Consider the following 19,783-nt stretch of genomic DNA (forward strand, 5'->3'; position numbering starts at 1 on the left):
CGTGTCGATCGATCAGATGGTGCGCGCGGCCCTGCGGTACGAGACCACAGCGTACGAACCGAAGGCCAGCAGCCAGGCGGTCAGGACGGCGAGCGCCGCGAGCGAGGGCACGTGCCCGTCGGCGACGGCCGTGCCGAGCTGCGAGAAGCGGTTCGTGGGCGTGAAGGAGGAGACCCGCTGGAGCCAGTCCGGGAACAGGGTCACCGGGAACCACAGCCCGCCGAGGACCGCGAGGCCCAGATAGCAGAGCATGTTGATGCCGCCCATGGCCTGCGAGGTCATCCGGTAGCCGTTGCCGAGGCCCAGCATCGTGAACGGCAGCGAGCCCAGCCACAGCACGAGCGCGATCACCGGCCACTTCCACCAGTCGAGCCGTACGCCGTTGACCAGCGCGCCGGCCAGCATCACCGCCGTGATGGCGGGCAGCACCGTCACCGCGCCGGTCAGGGCGCGCCCGATCACGCCCTGACGCGGGGTCATCGGCGTGATCCGCAGCTGTCGCAGCCAGCCGATCGCCCGGTCCTCGGCGACCCCGCCCGCCGTGTTCAGCGCCGCGCCGAGCGCCCCGTAGGCCGCCATGCCGATCATCGAGCCGGTCTTCCATGTGCCGTCCACGTCACCGAGGTTGGTGAACAGCAGGTACATCATCACCGGCATCGCGACCGAGCCGATCACGAACCGGCCGTCGCGCAGGGTGCGCCGCACTTCGAGCCGCAGGTAGTCCCACATGTCACACACGCTCCAGGTCGCGGGGGTCCGCGGTCAGCGCCATGAAGGCGTCGTCGAGGGAGGCCGGTGCGACCTCCAGGTTCCGTACGGCGTCCAGCGCGGCCAGCGCCATGACCGTCGCGTCCGGGTCCTCCGTGCGCAGCCGGGCCCGCTCGCCCGTCACCTCGACGGACACGACGCCCGGCAGCAGCGCGAGGCCCTCGATGCCGCGTCCGGCCAGGTCGAAGCAGACCAGGCTGCCGCCCGCCGCCCGGCGCAGCTCCTCGCCCGTGCCGTCGGCCACCACCCGGCCGTGGTCGATCACCACGATCCGGTCCGCGTGCGCGTCGGCCTCCTCCAGGTAGTGCGTGGAGAACAGGACCGTGTGGCCGCGCCGCGCGTACGCCCGCATCGACGCCCAGAACGCGTGCCGCGCCTCCACGTCGAGGGCGGCGGTCGGCTCGTCGAGGACGATCAGCGCCGGGTTCCCGGCGAGCGCCACCGCGAAGCGGACCCGCTGCGTCTGACCGCCCGACAGCTTGTCGACCCGGCGGCCGGCCAGCTCCTCGATCCCGGCCAGGCGCAGCGCCTCGCCCACGTCCATCGGGTCCGGGTAGCGCCCGGCCACGAAGGAGACCAGCTCGCCCACCGTGACCCGGGGCACCGCCTTGCCCTCCTGGAGCATCGCGCCGACCCGGCCGGCCCGCACCGCGTCCTGCGGCGCCCCGCCGAACAGTTCGACCCGGCCCGCGTCGGGCTCGTCGAGGCCGAGCAGCAGGGAGATGGTGGTGGACTTGCCCGCGCCGTTGCGGCCGAGCAGCGCGACCGTCTCGCCGGGGGCGATGGTCAGGTCGAGCCCTGCCACGGCCCTGACCTCGCCGAACGTCTTGACGGCCCCCGTGAAGGACACGGCGGGCGCGGGGCCCGGGCCGGTGTGTGTCGTCTTCGTCGTCATGTCCAAGACGCTACGGAGCAGGGGCGGCCCGGCGGCAGATCCGCTTGTCCGGACATCGGCGGTACAAATGTCACGGCCAGTTTCTGACACTCAGTCAGAAAGGCGGGTCCCGGCCCTTCCCAACCCCCGCCCTCTTGGCTATACATGAGGATCGCCGGACGGAATGAAACAGGTTCTAGATCCGGCCCCTGACGACCTCGGCGCGACCGACGGTGCGGACGGCCGCGCCGAGGTCTTTCACCACCCGCACCACCGAGCACCACCCAGCAGTACCCGTACGGGACGTACGACGTGAGGAGCGCTCGCCCCATGCCCATCGACGCCGCGAAGGCCGTAGCCGCCGAGCCCCGGTCCGCCGAGATCACCTGGGACCACAAGGACATCCAGCTCTACCACCTGGGCCTCGGTGCCGGAATCCCCGCCACCGACCCCGACGAGCTGCGCTACACCCTCGAGTCGAAGCTGCACGTCCTGCCCAGCTTCGCGACCGTCGCGGGCGCCGGCATGGGAGTCGTCGGCGGCCTGTCCGGCCCCGGCGTCGAGGTCAACCTCGCCCACGTGCTGCACGGCGGCCAGACCATCGAGGTGCACCGGCCGATCCCCGTCAAGGGCAGGGCGACCACCACCTCCCGCGTCGCCGCCGTCTACGACAAGACCAAGGCCGCCGTCCTCGTGCTGCGCTCCGAGGTCGCCGACGAGGACGGCCCGCTGTGGACCAGCGACGCGCAGATCTTCGTCCGCGGCGAGGGCGGCTTCGGCGGCGACCGCGGGCCTTCCGTGCGCCTGGAGGTCCCGGACCGCGCACCGGACCGCACCGTCGACCGGCCGATCCGCGAGGAACAGGCCCTCCTCTACCGCCTGTCCGGCGACTGGAACCCGCTGCACGCCGACCCCGAGTTCGCCAAGCTCGCCGGCTTCGACCGGCCCATCCTGCACGGCCTGTGCTCGTACGGCATGACGCTCAAGGCCGTCGTCGACCACGCGCTCGGCGGCGACGTCTCCCGCGTCACCCGCTACGGCACGCGCTTCGCCGGTGTCGTCTTCCCCGGCGAGACGCTGCGCGTGCGGATGTGGCAGGAGCCGGGCCGGGTCCAGGTGACGGTCTCGGCGGTGGAGCGGGACGAGGCGCCGGTCCTCGCGGACACCCTCATCGAGCACAGCTGACAGAAGGCATCAGTACCTCCCCGGTACTCAGGCGAAGGAGCCGCACCCATGCGAGCAGCCGTACTGCACGAGATAGGCCAGGACAAACTCGAGGTACTGGACGACGTCGAGGCGGTCGGCTTCGGTCCGGGCAAGGTGAAGATCCGGGTACGGGCGACGGGCCTGTGCCACTCCGACGTGTCCGCGATGAACGGGGTGCTGCCGCAGCCCGCCCCGTTCATCCCCGGCCACGAGGGCGCCGGCGAGATCCTCGACGTCGGCGACGGCGTCACCCACGTCAAGCCCGGCGACCGCGTCCTGATGTGCTGGCTGCCCTCCTGCGGCGCCTGCCCCGCCTGCAAGCGCGGCCAGACCCAGCTGTGTCTCGCCGGGTTCATGAACGCGGGCACGCCCAACTTCAAGCGGCCCGGCGGCGACGTGTTCGGCTTCGCCGGGACCGGGACCTTCGCGGAGGAGGTCGTCGTCGACGCCGGGTGCGCCGTGCCGATCCCCGACGACGTGCCCTTCGACATCGCCGCGCTCATCGGCTGCGGCGTGACGACCGGACTCGGCGCCGCGGTCAACACGGCGGACGTGGAGGCCGGTTCGTCGGTCGCGGTCATCGGCTGCGGCGGCGTCGGCATCTCGGCGATCCAGGGCGCGCGGCTCAAGGGCGCGGCCCAGATCGTCGCCGTCGACCCGGTCGCCTCGCGCCGGGAGGCGGCGCTCAAGTTCGGGGCGACGGAGGCCGTCGCGCCGGACGAACTCGCGGACGCCAAGCAGCGGATCACCGCGGGGGAGGGCTTCGACTACGTCTTCGAGGTCGTCGGCAAGTCCGCCACGGCCCGCACCGCGTACGAGACGACCCGGCGCGGCGGCACCCTCGTCGTCGTCGGCGCCGGCGCCCTCGACGACTTCCTCCAGCTCAACATGTTCGAGCTCTTCTTCGACGAGAAGCGGATCCTGCCCTCCATGTACGGCGGCGGCGACGTCCTGACGTCCTACGAGCGCGCGATCTCCCTCTGGCGCGCGGGCCGCATCGACCTGGCCTCCCTGATCACCCACCGCGTCCCCCTGACGGACATCAACGAGGCCCTGACCCAGATGCGCACGGGCGTAGCCCTGAGGACCTGCATCGAGCTGTAGCCGTTCCCTTCAAGGGGCGCTGCCCCTGGGGCACCACCCGAAGGAGCTCCGCCCCTGGGGCGCACGAAGTGCGCCTTCAGGGGCGCGGGGAACTGCGCGACCAGCCCCCACCGAAGCCGCACCCGGCAACGAGACACCACACCCCCCACGGCGCTGAGCCGTGCCCTGACACCCGCCCCGCCACGACGACACCCGCACAGGCACACGGACAAGGAGCCCCACCATGGACCAGCCGCTCAAGGGCCGCACGGCAATCGTCACCGGAGGTGCCCGCGGCCTGGGCCGGGCCGAGGCCCTGGAACTCGCCCGCCTCGGCGCGAACGTCGTCGTCAACGACTTCGGCCAGCCCGGCCGGGACGGCTCCGGCGCGGCCGACACCAGCCCCGCCGAACAGGTCGCCCAGGAGATCCGCGCGGCCGGAGGCGACGCGACCCCCCACACCGGAGACGTGGCCGACCACCAACAGGCCGCAGAGCTCGTCCAGTTGGCCGTCGACACCTACGGGCAGCTCGACATCCTGGTCAACAACGCCGGCATCCTGCGTGACCGCATGATCTTCTCCATGACCGAGGACGAGTGGGACTCGGTCATCCGCGTCCACCTCAAGGGCCACTACAACACCACCCACTTCGCGGCCCGCCACTGGCGCGAGCGCTCGAAGACGGCCGGCGCCCCGGTCTACGGCCGCATCGTGAACACGTCCAGCGAGGCCTTCCTCGCGGGCTCCGCCGGCCAGCCCAACTACGCCGCCGCGAAGGGCGGCATCGTCGGCCTGACCACCTCGACCGCCCTGGCCCTGGCCAAGTACGGCGTCACCGCGAACGTCATCTGCCCGCGGGCCCGCACCCGGATGACGGAGGACGTCTTCGCCGGGTTCGCCGAGCCGGACGAGGGACTCGACCCGCTGGCCCCCGAACACGTCGCCCCGCTCGTCGGCTACCTGTCCTCGCCCGCCGCGGCGAACATCAACGGCCAGCTCCTCGTCGTGCACGGCGGCATCGTCGCCGTCGTCGACCGCCCCCGCGTCCAGGCCAAGTTCGACACCGCGCACGAGGCGTTCACGTACGACGAACTGGACGCGCTGCTCACCCCGCACTACAAGGACCGCCCCGCGAACGAGACCTTCGCCGCGGCGGAGATCCTCGGCCTCAAGCACGACTGACCCCAGACGGCGCACCGCACCCGCGCACCCGCGCACCCGCACCCGCGCACCCGCACCAGCGCACCCGCACCCGCACATGACGACGGGCCCGGCGACATCCGAGATGTCGCCGGGCCCGTCACGCGTCCCGCACCGAAGCGGAGCGCCTACGCTTCGTCGGCGCGCGCCCCGCGGTGCCGCCCGCGCGGCTGCGACTGCTCGTGGCTGTCGCTCTGCGCGGGCGTCGAGACCGCTCCACGGTGCCGCCCGGAGCCGGATCGTTCCTGCTCCGGCATGCACACCGCGACGTTCGAACCGTTGCCTTCCGTCATGGGAGAGCTCACCCCGTAACTTCTTGTCCCCGTTGACTGAACACCTGCCCGGACAGCACGTCCCGGACAAGATCCTTCTCGATACAGCCGGGCGAGTCTAACCAACCGCCGGGCGCCCACCGAGGGGTGCCTGCCCCAACGGAACCGGGCGCCGCACCGCAGGTGCCTGAGGTGCCTGCGCGACCGGTTCGCGGGGCTGTGGCGGCTCGGGTGCGGGGATGCGCGCGAGCCCGCACGACACGTCCTCCGTGACGTACGGCAGCGCCAGGACCCCGTCCCGCGACCAGAAGCCCGTACCGGCCAACCACCCTACAGGCGCCGCCAGTTGATGCAGGTGCGACACGGCGGGACGCCACACGCCGAGCCACGGCGCCCCGCCCTCGGTCCCGGTCGGCCCGTCGATGCGCAGCGCCACCGCGCAGCTCTCGGGCAGCAGGGTCTGCCCGGGCTGTACGGCGAACGGGGTCAGCGCGCAGTCCGCGAGCCGCAGCGCCTGCGGGAAGCGGATCGGCAGCGTACTGCCCAACACGCCCCAGCCGAGCCGGAGTTCGCCCGGGGTGGCGGCGTCCGAGCGGAGCAGGATCAGGCCGCTGTCGGGGTCCGCGAGCAGCAGCCGGTCCTCGCTCTCCTCGGTGATCTGCAGCAGCGGCGACACCTCGCCGTCCCGGTCCAGATCCACCGCGACCGTCTTCACCGGGCCGTCCCCGTCGGCCGGTTCGCGGTCGAGGGCGAGCAGCCGGCCGGTGCGGTCCAGCCACACGCCGCCCGAGCAGCGCCCCGGCACCGCGGCCACGTGCTCGGGCCCGAACGCCCCGCCCGCCACCCGCCACACGTCGGTGCTCGTCTCACCCGGGGCGAGCGCGTACGCGCACCGGCCGTCCGGCGCGGGCGGCAGCAGGGTCAGCTCCTCGCACTCCACGGACCCGAGGAGCACCTCGCCGGTGCCGGGGCCCGTCGGGTAGAGCAGCGAGAACAGATGACGTCCGTCCGCCCGGCGCCGGACCAGGACCCGGCCGTCGGCCAGCGGCAGCACCGCCGTGTCCGGTTCCTCCGGCTGGTTCGTCGGCAGCGGGACCGCGTACGGCTCCGGTCCGTCCAGCGTCCAGCGCTCGGGGAACCAGGAGAGGGCCGCGCCGTCCGCCCCGTTGTGCGCGAGCCGGGCCGCGTACGACCCGTCCGCCGTGATCACGCACCCGGTGCGCGGCGGCTCCGGCCGCGTCCCGGTCGTGGGCTCGATCGCCAAGGCCGTCATGGATCTGCCACCTCCGGTTCTGTTCCGGTTCTGTCGCCTCCGGTCGTTCGCGGTCGAAGCTAGTTTTCGCACGTACCTCCGTGGCACCGGGCGCCCGACGCTTCACCCCAAAGGGTGGCGAAGCGGCGAATCCGCTGAGAGCGCTGTGCCGGGTGTGCTCACGGAGCGCGGCCGGGCCCGGAGAGGCCCGCCGCGGGCAGGGTTGTAAGGTTTGCCTAACCAAACCCTGTGGGTGTGCGGAGGTCCGTACGCCCGTACCCCCGTGACCGCTGGAGCCGAGCCGAGATGTCCCTACGCCACCACCGCACCCGGATCGTGGCCGCCGCCGTCACCGCGGCCGCCGCCCTCACCCTCACCGCCTGCGGTTCCGGCGACACCGGCGGCTCCGGCGGGAAGGACGGCAACGGCACGGGCTCCAAGGCCGTCGCCCAGGGCGGCGACGACTTCTCGAAGGCCGCCGAGCAGACCGCGAAGATGGGCACGACCGCGAAGGCCGGCCAGTTCCCGCGCACCGTCACGCACGCCATGGGCAAGACCGAGCTGAAGGCGCAGCCCAAGAGGGTCGTCGTCCTCGACGTCGGCGAGCTCGACAACGTCGCCTCCCTCGGCGTCAAGCCCGTCGGCTACGCCCCCACCGAGGGCGACGAGGGCATCCCCTCCTACCTGAAGAAGGAAGCGGGCAGCCCGAAGAACGTCGGCACGATCAACGCCCTCAACCTCGAGGCGATCGCCAACCTCAAGCCCGACCTGATCCTCGGCAGCGAGCTGCGCGCCGCCAAGCTCTACCCGCAGCTCTCCAAGATCGCCCCCACCGTCTTCTCCATCCGCCCCGGCTTCACGTGGAAGGAGAACTACCTCCTCAACGCCTCCGCCCTCGACAAGAAGGCGCAGGCCGAGGCGAACCTCGCCGCGTACGAGAAGGACGTGAAGCAGCTCGGCGCCGACGTGAAGAAGGCGAACGGCGGCAAGGCCCCGACCGTCACGATGCTCCGCTACATGCCGGACCGCATCCGCCTCTACGCCAAGGCCTCCTTCATCGGCACGATCCTCGACGACGCCGGCATCCCGCGGCCGAAGAACCAGCAGATCGACGACCTGGCGACCGAGATCAGCCCCGAGAAGATCGACTCCGCCGACGCCGACTGGATCTTCACCGGCGTCTACGGCGACGCCAAGAAGACCCAGCGCGCCGGCGCCGAGAACAACCCGCTCTGGAAGAACCTCAAGGCCGTCAAGGACGGGCAGGCCAAGGACGTCCCGGACGAGACCTGGTACCTCGGCCTCGGCGTCACCGCCGCCCACGAGGTCCTCGACGACCTCCGAGGCGACCTCGTCAAGTAAGGCCCTGCCCGGCGGGTCCTGTCGCGGGCGCGGGGTCTGGCACGGAGCAGCACAGGCCACCCGAGTGCGACCTGACCCACCGGGCAGGACCTGACCACGCTTGGGGCTCGGGCACGCAGCGCAGGTAACCTGTCTGCGTGCCCCGTCTGTCTGAAGTCACCGCCGCGCTCGACGCCCTCTGGTCCCCGGCCCTCGCCGAGGGATGGGACGCGGTCGGTACCGTCGCCGGCGACCCGGACGCCGAGGTCGGCCGGGTCCTCTTCGCCGTCGACCCCGTTCAGGAGATCGTCGACGAGGCGGTGAAGCTGGGCGCCGACCTGCTGGTCACGCACCACCCGCTCTACCTGCGCGGCACGACGACCGTCGCCGCGGACACCTTCAAGGGCCGCGTCGTCCACACGCTGATCAAGAACGACATCGCGCTGCACGTCGCGCACACCAACGCGGACCGGGCCGACCCGGGCGTCTCCGACGCCCTCGCCGGCGCCCTCGACGTCCGCGTCGTACGCCCCCTCGTGCCGGACCCGACCGACCCCGCGGGCCGCCGCGGCCTCGGCCGGATCTGCGAACTGGAGCACCCGCTGACCCTGCGCGAACTCGCGGGCCGCGCCGCCGACCGCCTCCCGGCCACCGCCCAGGGCATCCGCGTCGCCGGCGACCTCAACGCCACGATCCGCACGATCGCCGTCTCCGGCGGCTCCGGCGACAGCCTCTTCGCCGACGTCCGCGCGGCCGGCGTCGACGCCTTCCTCACCGCCGACCTGCGCCACCACCCCGCGAGCGAGGCTCGCGAACACGCCCCTCTCGCGCTGCTCGACGCGGCGCACTGGGCCACCGAGTGGCCCTGGTGCGAGCTGGCCGCCGCCCAGCTCGACGAGATCTCCGACCGTCACGGATGGGGCCTGCGGGTCCACGTCTCCCGGACGGTCACCGACCCCTGGACCGCCCACGCGGCGTCCAACCCCGCAGCACTCTCTACCTTTGGAGCCCCCAACTGAACGCCGCGCCCGCCGACCAGATCCGCCTTCTCGACGTCCAGGCCCTGGACGTCCGTCTCCAGCAGCTCGCGCACAAGAAGAAGTCGCTGCCCGAGCACGCCGAGATCGAGTCGCTCACCAAGGACCTCACGCAGCTGCGGGACCTGCACGTCGCCGCGACGACGGAGGAGAGTGACTGCGCCCGCGAGCAGACCAAGGCCGAGCAGGACGTCGACCAGGTCCGCCAGCGTGCCGCCCGCGACCAGCAGCGCCTCGACTCCGGCGCGGTGACCTCGCCGAAGGACCTGGAGAACCTCCAGAAGGAGATCACCTCGCTCGCCAAGCGCCAGGGGGACCTGGAGGACGTCGTCCTCGAGGTCATGGAGCGCCGCGAGTCCGCGCAGGAGCGCGCCGCCGAGCTCGGTGAGCGGCTCGCTTCCGTCCAGGCGAAGATCGACGACGCGACGTCCCGGCGCGACGAGGCCTCCTCCGCGCTCGACGCGGAGGCCGCCACGGTCACCAAGGAGCGCGAGGTCGTCGCCGGGTCCATCCCCGCCGACCTGCTGAAGCTCTACGACAAGCTGCGCGTGAAGGAGGGCGGCGTCGGCGCGGCCAAGCTGTTCCAGCGCCGCTGCGAGGGCTGCCGCCTGGAGCTCAACATCACGGAGCTCAACGAGGTCCGCGCCGCGGCCCCCGACGCGGTCGTCCGCTGCGAGAACTGCCACCGCATCCTGGTCCGCACTTCCGAATCCGGGCTGTAGTTCCGACGCGCCCCTGAGATGGCGCACGAAGTGCGCATCTCAGGGGCGCGGGGAACTGCGCGACCAGCCACGACGGTGTCGCACCCGGCAACGAGAGCGAAGCCGGCCACGGCGCGTGGCGCGACCCGCGCCAACACAGGGGGACACGAATGACCCGGCAATCGAACCCCGGCCCGGACATGTCCCCGCCCACCACCTTCGTGCTGCTGCGGCACGGGGAGACCGCGCTGACGCTCGAGAAGCGGTTCTCGGGGTCGGGGCGGGGGGCCGACCCCGAACTGTCGGACCGGGGCCGCGAGCAGGCGGCCCGCGCCGCGGACGCCCTGAAGCGGAACGTCCCGCCGATCGACGCGATCGTCACGTCCCCGCTGGCCCGCTGCCGCCGGACCGCCGAGGCCGCCGCCGCCCTCCTCGGCCTGGACGTGACCGTCGACGACGACCTCCGCGAGACGGACTTCGGCGCCTGGGAGGGCCTGACCTTCAAGGAGGTCGGGGAGCGCCACCCGGACGACCTCAGCGTGTGGCTGGCGTCACCGTCCGCAGGCCCCACCGGCGGGGGCGAGTCCTTCGACACGGTCACCACACGCGTCGCCGCGGCCCGTGAGCGCCTCTCGGCGTCCCATCGGGGCCGCACCCTCCTCCTCGTATCGCATGTGACGCCGATCAAGACGCTGCTGCGCCTGGCGCTGGGCGCTCCGGCGGAGGCCCTGTACCGGATGGAGCTGTCGGCGGCGTCGCTGTCGACGGTCGCGTACTACGCGGACGGCAACGCGACCGTCCGCTGCTTCAACGACACCGCACACCTGCGCTAGCCCGCGAGGCGGCTCGCCTCGCGGGCCAGTTCCTCGACGCGGGCCCAGTCCTTCGCCGCGACGGCGTCCGCGGGGAGCATCCAGCTGCCGCCGACACAGCCGACGTTCTTCAGCGCGAGGTACGAGGGCGCCGACGCGGGGGAGATGCCGCCCGTCGGGCAGAAGCGGGCCTGCGGGAGCGGGCCCGCCAGCGACTTCAGGTACGCCGTGCCGCCCGCGGCCTCCGCCGGGAAGAACTTCATCTCCGTCACGCCGCGCTCCAGCAGCGACACGACCTCCGAGGTCGTCGAGACACCGGGCAGGAACGGCACGCCCGAGCCCTTCATCGCGTCGAGCAGGGTGTCCGTCCAGCCGGGGCTGACCAGGAACCGGGCCCCGGCGGCCACCGCGTCCGCGACGTTCGCCGGCGAGATCACGGTGCCCGCGCCGACGACCGCGTCGGGCACGGCGTCCGCGATCGCACGGATCGCGTCGAGCGCGGCGGGCGTGCGCAGGGTCACCTCGATCGCGGGCAGGCCGCCCGCGACGAGCGCCCGCGCGAGGGGTACGGCGTCGGCGGCGTCCTCGACGACGACGACAGGGACGACGGGGGCGAGGTCAAGCACGGAGGAGGAGGTCATGGGGACATCCTGCCGCGCGTGACGCAGCATGCGCAAAGCCCATTGCGCATGCTGCAACGCAGGTGGGGCGGCCCTCAGTGGATCTCGTCGACCAGGACGTCCAGGCTCCACGGCCGCCCCGCCTTCGCGGGCGCCTCGACCTCCACCACATAGCCCAGCTCGCGCAGCACATCGACCAGTTCCGCGGGCCCCGCAGGCGCGACACCGGACGTCAGCAGCGAACGGACGATGCGGCCCTTCGTCGCCTTGTTGAAATGGCTGACCACCTTGCGGGTCGGCGCGTGCAGCACCCGGACCGTCGCCGTCCGCCCCGCGAGCTCGCCCTTCGGCTTCCACGCGCTCGCGTACGCCGACGACCGCAGGTCGAGCACCAGGCCCGCGCCCGCCGCCTCCGGCATGACCTCGGCCATCGGCGTCCGCCAATGCGCGCCCAGCGCGCCGAGACCCGGCAGCTTCACACCCATCGAGCAGCGGTACGACGGAATCCGGTCCGTCACCCGCACCGCGCCCCACAGCCCGGAGAACACCAGCAGCGAGCGCGCCGCCCGCTTCTTCGCCGCCGCGTCGAGCGAGGCCAGGTCCAGGGCGTCGTAGAGCACCCCGGTGTAGATCTCCCCGGCGGGGCGGGCGCCGGCCGTGCGCAGCTCCACGTTCTTCGCGATCTCGCCGCGCAGCCCCTCGCTCAGGCCGAGCACCTCGCGCGCCTTCTCCTCGTCGGCGGCGCACAGCTCCACCAGCTCGTCGAGCACGGCCGCCCGCGCCGCGGCGAGCCCCGGCAGGCTCAGCCCCTCCGGCTTCAGCGGCGCCCCGCGCCCGGAAGCGGCCTTACCCTCCGACGGCGGCAACAGCACAAGCACGGGCACTCCTCATACGGCGGTCGGATCTCGACCGCCCAGGGTACGGCCCCCGGGCCTTCGCCTCCGTGCCCGTTCAGCCTGTGGTCGGCTGCCAGGGCGGTGTCTGGCCCCAGTGCCAGCGCGGCACGTCCGCCGCGTCGACCGGCGGCGGGTTCTCGCCCGAGTAGACCAGCGCCATCCGTGTGCCCCACTCGATGTAGTAGACGAACACCGCGCGGAACTCCGGGTCGGACGGCAGCCCCACCTCGTCGGCGGAGTCCAGCAGCAGATCCACCCAGCGGCGGCGCTGCTCCTCGGTGATGCCGCGGCCCAGATGCTGCCGGGCCATGTGCGGATGCCCGCCGCGCTGTTGCGTGTACCGGGACGGGCCGCCGAAGACCTCGGCCAGCCACAGCGCCACGTGCTGCGGGTGGCCCGCGTCCATCCCGGCGAAGACGGGTGCGAGGAGCGGGTCGCGCAGGACGTGCCCGTAGAACACCTCGGTCAGCCGGCCGAACGCCTCGGCGCCACCGGCCCACGCGAAGATGCTCGGGGTGCGGTCCCCGGTACCGGCGATGTCCGTGGGCTCGTAGTGCTGCATCTCCTCGATGGACTCGATGTACGGCCGCACGGCGGCGAGGAACGCCGGGAAGTGCGGGCCCTCGCGGAAGCCCCGCAGATGGTCCTCGACGGAGGTCCATCGGATCCGCAGCACGTACCGCTCCGGCTCCTCCACACAGTGCGTCAGCTCGTAGTCGACGCACTCGGGCGCGGCGGCGAGCGACGAGGCCGCCTCTCGATAGGCGCCCTCGAACTCCTTCTGCCGGTCCGGTGCGATGCGATAACGGATGTACTCGACGCTCGACGACATGCCGCTGCTTCTCCCCTGTGACGGATCATGCTGCTCCGGCCCACGCACATTCCCCGCCCACTCTGCCCTTCAGCCCGGCCCCGCCATCGCCCGTTCGCCCAGAGCCGAGCCTCATCGGGGAAATGCCACCCGAAGGGTGTGCATTTCAGGGGCGCGGGGAACTGCGCGACCAGCCACGACGAAAGCGGCACCCGCCAGACCACCCGCACCGGGCAGACGCAACGGCGCCCCCGCCCCCGCCCACCCCGAGCCCACAATGCCGCCCCGCCCGGAGGGCCCTACGCTCGATGCATGCCCCGTCGCCATCTCCGTGTGACCGGCGCAGCGCAGGCGCCGCTCGGCGCCCTGCTGCGCGAGCTGCGTACAACGCTGGACGTGCCCGGGGCGTTCCCGGACGCCGTGCTCGCCGAGGCCGAGCGGGCCGCCGCCGACCCGCCCGGGCTGCCCACCCGCGACGAGACCGCGATCCCGTTCTTCACCATTGACCCGCCCGGCTCCGTCGACCTCGACCAGGCGATGCACCTGTCACGGCGCCCCGGCGGCGGCTTCCGGGTGCGGTACGCGATCGCCGACGTCGCCGCGTTCGTCCGCCCCGGCGGGGCGATCGACGCCGAGGCCCACCGGCGCGTCACCACCCTCTACTTCCCCGACGACCGCGTCCCGCTGCACCCCACCGTGCTCAGCGAGGGCGCCGCCAGTCTCCTGCCCGACCAGATCCGCCCCGCCGTCCTGTGGACGATCGACCTCGACGCGGACGGCCGCACCGAGACCACCGACGTCGTCCGCGCCCTCGTCCGCAGCCGCGCCAGACTCGACTACGCGGGCGTGCAGCGGGCCATCGACGACGGCGGCGCCGAGGAGCCCGTCGCCCTGCTCGCCGACATCGGCCGGCTCCGGGAGGCCCTGGAGATCGAGCGCGGCGGCATCTCCCTCGACGTGCCCGAGCAGGAGATCGTCGCCGCCGACGGCACGTACGAACTCGCCTACCGCGCCCCGCTCCCCGCCGACTCCTGGAACGCGCAGATCTCCCTGCTCACCGGCATGGCCGGCGCCGACCTGATGCTCGCCGCCGGCACCGGCATCCTGCGGACCCTGCCCGCCGCCCCCGACGGCGCCGTCGGCCGGCTGCGCCGCACCGCGAAGGCCCTGCACATCGACTGGCCGCACCACGTCTCCTACTCGGACCTGGTCCGCTCCCTCGACCCGCGGGTCCCGCACCACGCCGCGTTCCTCCAGGAGTGCACGACCCTGCTGCGCGGCGCCGGATACACCGCGTTCAGCGGCGGCGACCTGCCCGAACTCAGCACGCACGCCGCCGTCGCCGCCCCCTACACCCACTGCACGGCCCCGCTGCGCCGCCTCGTCGACCGCTACGCCTCCGAACTGTGCCTGGCCGCGAGCGCCGGACAGTCCCCGCCCGGCTGGGTCACCGAGGCGCTGCCCGCCCTGCCCAAGGAGATGGCCGAGGGCACCCGGCGCGGCAACACCGTGGAGCGCGAGAGCATCGACCTCGTGGAGGCGGCGCTGCTGCAGCACCGCGTCGGGGAGTTCTTCGACGCCTGCGTCGTGGACGTCAAGGAACGCGAACCGGCGGTCGGCACCGTCCAGTTGAACGATCCCGCCGTCGTCGCCCGGATCGCGGGCGGTACGTCGCCGCTGCCGCTGGGGGAGCGGCTGCGGGTGCGGCTCACCCAGGCCGATCCAGGACGGGCGAAGGTCGAGTTCGCCCCCGCCTGACCCGGTCCAGGGCGCGGGCCAGCTGATCCGGGTCCTCGGCGTGCAGCCGCACCACGCCGACCTCCTTCGGGCGGCCGAGCAGCGTCAAGTACCGCACGGGCTCGGTGAGTTCGATCGTGAGGCTGGTCTGCGCGCCCACGTCCAGGCTGAGTTCGCCCTCGCGCGGGGTGTGCGTGAACCGGTTCTCGCGCCGCACCTGCGCGATCCGCTCCACCGGTATCCGCAGGTCCACATGGGCCCCGCGTCGCACTCGCAGTGCCTCGCGCGTCACCACGTGCGGTCGCGTCACCGACGCCGCGTGCATCCCCAGCACCATCACCACCGTGTACACGTCCAGCACCAGCGTCACCCGGTGCAGCACCGGATAGTCCCGCAGCAGCGCCCACATCCCGAACGTCTCGACGGCGCACACGAACGCGAACGCGTACATCATCAGGGCCTGCCCCCGGGCGTACGGGAACGCGCTCGCCCCCGCCGGAACGCCGTGCCGGCGCCGCGCCACCCACATCCCGAAACTCGCGAACACCCGCATCTCGTGCCCGGCCATCCGCCGCACCGGCTCCGGCAGCGCCGCCCGGCCCCGCCTCACGGGGCACCCCCTTCCGCGGCCAGGCGCAGCGCCAGCCGGACGGCCTGCGCCTGCGCGGGGGAGAAGTCGGCGAGGAACGCGTCGAGCAGCGCGGGCCGGTCCGGCCCGTCCGGCGCCGGCAGGTCGGCCGGCAGCCACGCCACCAGGGCGCGGGCCGCCTCCGCGACCCGAGGGTCGTCCGGCGCCGCGTCGGCGAGCGCGTCGAGCCGCGCGTAGACCGCGCGGGCCGCGTCCGCCGCCCCCGGCGCGGCGAACCCCCGGGTCAGCGCGGCCATCAGTTCCGCGCGGGCCTCGGGCGGAGCGGTCGCATCGATCAAGGTCACCATCTCCCGATCCTTCACGGCCATCGGCGAGTCGCCCTCGACCTCCCCCAACTCGCTGAGAAAAGCGGCGAGTTCAGCCGAAGCGAACCTGTCGTCCGGCGAAGCCCCCTCCTCTGCTCCGGCCAGCAGTGCCCGCAGCCGGGCCCGCCGCTCATGGATCGCCGCCTCCTGCCGGGCCAGGTCGGCGTCCAGCTCGGCCAGCACCTCGGCGAGGTCGCGCCCCGCGTCGTCCGCGAGCACGTCCCGCACCTCGGCCAGGCCGAGCCCCAGCTCGGTCAGCCGCCGGATGCGCGCCAGTTCGACGGCGTGCCGCAGCGTGTACTCCCGGTAGCCGTTGGGCCGTCGCTCGGGCTCGGGCAACAGCCCCTGGTGGTGGTAGTGCCGGACCGCCCGCGTGGTGACGCCGACGATCGCGGCCAGCTCTCCGATCCGCATGCCTTCAGTAGAAACGTTGACGTCGCGTGAGGGTCAAGAACCCCTTGACGGCTAACACTGTTAGCCATACGCTCCCGGTGTCGGGCTAACGGCGTTAGCCGCAGTGATCGGATCAGGGAGGCCCCCATGAGCACGAGCACAGCACCCACTGCCCCCTCCGCCCCTACCGGAAGCAGGCCGCTCACCGTGATCCGCCGCACCGCATGGCTGCTGGGCGCACTGTTCTGGTCGGCGTTCACGATCGTGGAGGCGGTCAATCACGGGTGGTTCGCCGGACTCCTCGCCGTGGTGTTCTTCATCGCCCCGGACCTGACGTTCGCGGTGGGCGCGGGCGAGGCGCACCGGCTCCGACTGGAGAAGGGGCAGCTCCAGCCCAAGGCCGTGCCCTTCTACAACCTGGCGCACCGCGCCCTGGTCCCCCTCGCCCTGGCCGTCGTCTGCACGGTCCTGCCCGGCGACTGGACGCCGGCCTTCGCGGGCATGTGCGGCTGGCTCGCCCACATCTCGTACGATCGCGCCTTCGGCTACGGACTGCGGACCAAGGAGGGCTTCCAGCGTGCCTGACCTGAAGGAGGGCCGGCGGCTCACGCCCCGCGCCACGGAGATCGCCGCCGAGGCCCGCGCCCTGCTGGAGGAAGCCGGCCCCGAGGCGCTGACCATGCGGGCCCTCGCCGACCGCCTCGGCATCAAGGCCCCCTCCCTCTACAAGCACTTCCCCGACAAGCAGGCTGTCGAGGCCGAACTGGTCGCGCAGATGCTGGACGAGTCGGCGGCGGCCTGCGAGGAGGCGGAGCGGGCGCACCCCGGGTCGTTCGACGCCCTCGCCGGGGCGTACCGCGACTGGGCCCTCGCCCACCCGCACCTGTACTGCCTCGCCACCGAGCGGCCCCTGCCCCGGGCCGCGCTGCCCGCCGGCCTGGAGGACCGGGCCGCGGCGCCCCTCGTCCGGGCCTGCGGCGGCGACGCCGACCGGGCCCGCGCCGCCTGGGCCTTCGCCCACGGCATGGTCGTCCTGGAGATCCACGGCCGGTTTCCGCCCGGCGCCGACCTGAGCGGCGCCTGGCGGACGGGGACGGCGGCTCTCGTCCCGTAGCGACGAGCGCGGCGGGTAAGATGGCCCGCACGGCAGACGAGCCGGGCGGGCGGCCGCGTGGGGTTCCACCAGGAACCTCCCGAGGAACGTCCGGGCTCCACAGGGCAAGGTGGTGGCTAACGGCCACCCGGGGTGACCCGCGGGACAGTGCCACAGAAAACAGACCGCCGGAGGCTTCGGCCGCCGGTAAGGGTGAAACGGTGGTGTAAGAGACCACCAGCGCCTGAGGTGACTCAGGCGGCTAGGTAAACCCCACCTGGAGCAAGGTCAAGAGGAGCCACCTCGGTGGCTCTGCGCGGACGACCGAGGGCTGCCCGCCCGATGTCCGCGGGTAGACCGCACGAGGCCGGTGGCAACGCCGGCCCTAGATGGATGGCCGTCACCCCGACGACCGCGAGGTCCCGGGGAACAGAACCCGGCGTACAGCCCGACTCGTCTGCCCCTTTGTGCAACCAGCCGAGCGGCCCTGCCTCGGACAGCGACCACTCGTACCGGCATCGAGCGTGCCAGGTACCCTCAACATACTGTCAATGCGGCCCGACGGGCTTCCGCTCCACCTCGGTGGAGTCTCGAAGGACACGCCCCCACCCGCGCGAGTCCTTTCGTGCTGCCCGGGGGGAAGTTCTTGCTGTTCCGCGCGTCCGCGAAAACGGTCGCCGTCATGGCCCTCGACCGTTCGCTGTTTCTCCATCTCAACGAGAACTTTGTCCACCTGCATGGCTATCAGCCCGGCGTGTCGGAACTGCGTTCCTGGGAACGCAGCATTCCCCTCCTGGTCGCTGCGCTCATCGACGCCGGCCTGGGTGATGTCGAGGTCATGTTGGAGTACGCGCTCCCACTGAACAGCAAGCGGGCCGACGTCGTTCTCGCTGGAGTACACCCGGTCACGCAGGAGCCGTCCTACGTCGTCGTGGAGTTGAAACAGTGGAGCCAGGCGGTTCCGCACGAGGACGACCCCACGCTGTGTCATGTCGATGCTTACACGCATCCCACGCTCAACCCGATCGAGCAGGTCCGGCGGTACTGCGACTACCTCGTCAATTTCAATGGCGCCGTGGCCGAGCATGGCGACCGGCTCCAGGGAGTCGCCTTTCTGCACAATGCCACCGAGGTCGGAGTGGCGGGGCTGCGGGAGATCGAACGGGACGGACGGGCGCTGCTCTTCACCGGGGAACGCCGTGCTGCGTTCCTGGACCACCTCCGTTCGCAGCTGAGTGACAGGCACGCCGGTGCTCACGCGGCGGACGAGCTGCTCGCGGGAGTCACCGCTCCGTCGAAGCAGCTGATGTCTGTGGCGGCGCAGGAGGTACGGGAGCAACAGCAGTTCGTCCTCTTGGACGAGCAGCAAGTCGCGTACCGCATGGTCCTCAATGCCGTGGAGCGCGCAAAGCGGGCCGATCACAAGGAAGTCGTCATCGTCACGGGTGGCCCCGGTACGGGGAAGAGTGTGATCGCACTCCAGCTGCTTGGCGAGCTCTACCGCAGAGGCGTGGCCGCGGTCCACGCAACCGGCTCACAATCCTTCACCAAGACCATGCGTAAGGTGGCCGGCTCCCGGAAGCGAGAAGTCCAGGATCTCTTCAAGTACTTCAACAGCTTCATGACCACGGAGAAGAACAGCCTGGGCGCAATCATCTGCGACGAGGCGCACCGCATTCGTGAGACGTCCGCCAACCGCTACACGCGCGCGGCACTACGGACCGGCAAGGCACAGATCGACGAACTCATCGATGTTGCCCGCGTGCCAGTGTTCTTCCTCGATGAGCATCAAGTGGTGCGCCCCGGTGAGATGGGGTCTGTGGGGGAGATCCGTGATGCTGCCTCCAGGAGAGGAATCGACTGCCACGTCGTCCCCCTGGACAGCCAGTTCCGTTGCGGGGGCAGCGATGCCTACCTTCGCTGGGTGGTCAGGCTCCTCGGGCTCGAGGCCGGTGGGCCGGTCGTGTGGGATCCGGACGACCGTATGCAGCTGTTGGTGGCCGACAGCCCTGGAGAACTGGAAGCGTTTCTCGGTGCCCGCCGTGCAGACCTCTACGGTGCCCGGATGTCCGCAGGCTATTGCTGGCGGTGGTCTCCCGAACCCAAGCCCGGCGATCCGTTGCCCCTCGACGTCGTCATCGGCGGGTGGGCGCGGCCGTGGAACCTGCGCGGAGATCGGTCGGTTTCAGGCGCACCGCCATCCGCGTTGTGGGCCACCGACCCCACGGGATTCGGGCAGATCGGTTGCGTCTACACCGCCCAGGGATTCGAGTACGACTGGTCGGGCGTCATCATCGGCCCCGACCTGGTCTGGCGGGGCGACCGCTGGATCACGGACCGCACCGCGTCGAAGGACCCGGTCTTCAACAAGTCCACGTCGGATGCCGACGTGGACCGACTCATTCGGAACACGTACAAGGTGCTGCTGACGAGAGGCATGGTCGGCACGGTCATGTACTCGACCGACCCGGAGACAAGGGAGAAACTCCGAGAACTGGTACCTGGCCGAGTGGAGGCGCGACCTTCTGCGTCGGGGGCTTCGGAGCTGCGGCGCTGAGCGCGTCATATTCGGCCATGATCCCTGCGGTTCCAGCCTTCTGGCATGGCGTATGTATCAAGTTCGGGGATCGCGTCCCTAAGATCCCAGGCGTCATTGCGGTCCGACGGGCTTCCTCACGAGGACACGCCCCCATCCGCACGAGTCACTCGTGCCCTGGGGGATCCACCTCGTG

Annotated in this window: 20 protein-coding genes and 1 other RNA gene; 12 read left to right on the forward strand and 9 right to left on the reverse strand. The window is 72.0% G+C overall.

The annotated features are described in order from the left end of the window. Positions 1-12: 12 nt before the first annotated feature. Positions 13-729, reverse strand: coding sequence for an ABC transporter permease (locus tag ACZ4E1_RS00760; RefSeq protein ID WP_467534541.1), 717 nt, complete (start codon positions 727-729; stop codon positions 13-15). Between the two features lies 1 nt (position 730). After that, positions 731-1,663: an ABC transporter ATP-binding protein gene (locus tag ACZ4E1_RS00765; RefSeq protein WP_467534543.1), complete on the reverse strand. Its 933-nt coding sequence runs from the start codon at positions 1,661-1,663 to the stop codon at positions 731-733. Positions 1,664-1,972: 309 nt separating this feature from the next. On the opposite strand from ACZ4E1_RS00765, the gene ACZ4E1_RS00770 reads away from it, so the two are divergent. From ACZ4E1_RS00770 to ACZ4E1_RS00780, 3 genes are all read left to right on the forward strand, one after another. After that, positions 1,973-2,827, forward strand: a complete 855-nt coding sequence (locus ACZ4E1_RS00770; protein ID WP_467534545.1) for a MaoC/PaaZ C-terminal domain-containing protein — start codon at positions 1,973-1,975, stop codon at positions 2,825-2,827. Between the two features lie 48 nt (positions 2,828-2,875). Further along, positions 2,876-3,952, forward strand: coding sequence for a Zn-dependent alcohol dehydrogenase (locus tag ACZ4E1_RS00775; RefSeq protein WP_467534547.1), 1,077 nt, complete (start codon positions 2,876-2,878; stop codon positions 3,950-3,952). A gap of 223 nt (positions 3,953-4,175) precedes the next feature. Further along, complete coding sequence (locus ACZ4E1_RS00780) at positions 4,176-5,114, forward strand: 3-oxoacyl-ACP reductase (RefSeq protein WP_467534548.1); 939 nt, start codon at positions 4,176-4,178, stop codon at positions 5,112-5,114. Positions 5,115-5,260: 146 nt separating this feature from the next. Here the strand turns inward: ACZ4E1_RS00780 and ACZ4E1_RS00785 are convergent, their stop codons facing one another. Together ACZ4E1_RS00785 and ACZ4E1_RS00790 are read right to left on the reverse strand one after the other, a co-directional pair. Next, positions 5,261-5,425, reverse strand: coding sequence for a hypothetical protein (locus tag ACZ4E1_RS00785; protein ID WP_467534549.1), 165 nt, complete (start codon positions 5,423-5,425; stop codon positions 5,261-5,263). A gap of 97 nt (positions 5,426-5,522) precedes the next feature. Next, positions 5,523-6,677: a hypothetical protein gene (locus tag ACZ4E1_RS00790; RefSeq protein ID WP_467534551.1), complete on the reverse strand. Its 1,155-nt coding sequence runs from the start codon at positions 6,675-6,677 to the stop codon at positions 5,523-5,525. A gap of 285 nt (positions 6,678-6,962) precedes the next feature. On the opposite strand from ACZ4E1_RS00790, the gene ACZ4E1_RS00795 reads away from it, so the two are divergent. From ACZ4E1_RS00795 to ACZ4E1_RS00810, 4 genes are all read left to right on the forward strand, one after another. After that, a complete protein-coding gene (locus ACZ4E1_RS00795) occupies positions 6,963-8,018 on the forward strand; it encodes an ABC transporter substrate-binding protein (RefSeq protein WP_467534552.1) in 1,056 nt (351 codons plus the stop codon). A 137-nt stretch (positions 8,019-8,155) separates the two neighbouring features. Continuing rightward, entirely contained in the window at positions 8,156-9,016 is an 861-nt protein-coding gene (locus tag ACZ4E1_RS00800; RefSeq protein ID WP_467534554.1) for a Nif3-like dinuclear metal center hexameric protein, read from the forward strand. Continuing rightward, positions 9,013-9,756, forward strand: a complete 744-nt coding sequence (locus ACZ4E1_RS00805; protein WP_467535375.1) for a zinc ribbon domain-containing protein — start codon at positions 9,013-9,015, stop codon at positions 9,754-9,756. Before ACZ4E1_RS00800 ends, ACZ4E1_RS00805 begins: the two co-directional genes overlap by 4 nt. Positions 9,757-9,905: 149 nt before the next feature. After that, positions 9,906-10,568 (forward strand): histidine phosphatase family protein, encoded by a 663-nt coding sequence (locus tag ACZ4E1_RS00810; RefSeq protein ID WP_467534555.1) that lies wholly within the window; start codon positions 9,906-9,908, stop codon positions 10,566-10,568. Here the strand turns inward: ACZ4E1_RS00810 and eda are convergent. From eda to ACZ4E1_RS00825, 3 genes are all read right to left on the reverse strand, one after another. Continuing rightward, a complete protein-coding gene (eda, locus tag ACZ4E1_RS00815) occupies positions 10,565-11,188 on the reverse strand; it encodes a bifunctional 4-hydroxy-2-oxoglutarate aldolase/2-dehydro-3-deoxy-phosphogluconate aldolase (protein WP_399125859.1) in 624 nt (207 codons plus the stop codon). The two genes, ACZ4E1_RS00810 and eda, sit on opposite strands and share 4 nt — an antisense overlap. A 74-nt stretch (positions 11,189-11,262) precedes the next feature. After that, entirely contained in the window at positions 11,263-12,045 is a 783-nt protein-coding gene (yaaA, locus tag ACZ4E1_RS00820; protein WP_467534556.1) for a peroxide stress protein YaaA, read from the reverse strand. A gap of 73 nt (positions 12,046-12,118) precedes the next feature. Continuing rightward, on the reverse strand, positions 12,119-12,895 hold the full coding sequence (locus ACZ4E1_RS00825; protein WP_467534557.1) for a globin domain-containing protein: 777 nt from the start codon (positions 12,893-12,895) through the stop codon (positions 12,119-12,121). A gap of 291 nt (positions 12,896-13,186) precedes the next feature. On the opposite strand from ACZ4E1_RS00825, the gene ACZ4E1_RS00830 reads away from it, so the two are divergent. Continuing rightward, positions 13,187-14,632 carry an RNB domain-containing ribonuclease gene (locus tag ACZ4E1_RS00830; protein ID WP_467534559.1) on the forward strand — a complete coding sequence of 482 codons (1,446 nt, stop codon included), beginning with the start codon at positions 13,187-13,189 and terminating at the stop codon, positions 14,630-14,632. Here the strand turns inward: ACZ4E1_RS00830 and ACZ4E1_RS00835 are convergent. Next, complete coding sequence (locus ACZ4E1_RS00835) at positions 14,583-15,179, reverse strand: hypothetical protein (protein WP_467535378.1); 597 nt, start codon at positions 15,177-15,179, stop codon at positions 14,583-14,585. The genes ACZ4E1_RS00830 and ACZ4E1_RS00835 overlap by 50 nt on opposite strands. A 38-nt stretch (positions 15,180-15,217) precedes the next feature. After that, positions 15,218-15,979 (reverse strand): MerR family transcriptional regulator, encoded by a 762-nt coding sequence (locus tag ACZ4E1_RS00840; RefSeq protein WP_467534561.1) that lies wholly within the window; start codon positions 15,977-15,979, stop codon positions 15,218-15,220. Positions 15,980-16,105: 126 nt separating this feature from the next. Here ACZ4E1_RS00840 and ACZ4E1_RS00845 point away from each other — a divergent pair, with 126 nt between their 5' ends. From ACZ4E1_RS00845 to ACZ4E1_RS00860, 4 genes are all read left to right on the forward strand, one after another. Continuing rightward, positions 16,106-16,543 (forward strand): DUF4260 family protein, encoded by a 438-nt coding sequence (locus tag ACZ4E1_RS00845; RefSeq protein ID WP_467534563.1) that lies wholly within the window; start codon positions 16,106-16,108, stop codon positions 16,541-16,543. A gap of 1 nt (position 16,544) precedes the next feature. After that, complete coding sequence (locus ACZ4E1_RS00850) at positions 16,545-17,072, forward strand: TetR/AcrR family transcriptional regulator (RefSeq protein ID WP_467535380.1); 528 nt, start codon at positions 16,545-16,547, stop codon at positions 17,070-17,072. A 37-nt stretch (positions 17,073-17,109) separates the two neighbouring features. Next, positions 17,110-17,511, forward strand: an RNA gene (rnpB, locus tag ACZ4E1_RS00855) — RNase P RNA component class A. 186 nt (positions 17,512-17,697) lie between these two features. Continuing rightward, positions 17,698-19,608: a DNA/RNA helicase domain-containing protein gene (locus tag ACZ4E1_RS00860; protein WP_467534564.1), complete on the forward strand. Its 1,911-nt coding sequence runs from the start codon at positions 17,698-17,700 to the stop codon at positions 19,606-19,608. Positions 19,609-19,783 lie beyond the last annotated feature (175 nt).

The sequence above is a fragment of the Streptomyces sp. NPDC025806 genome, assembly GCF_055558275.1.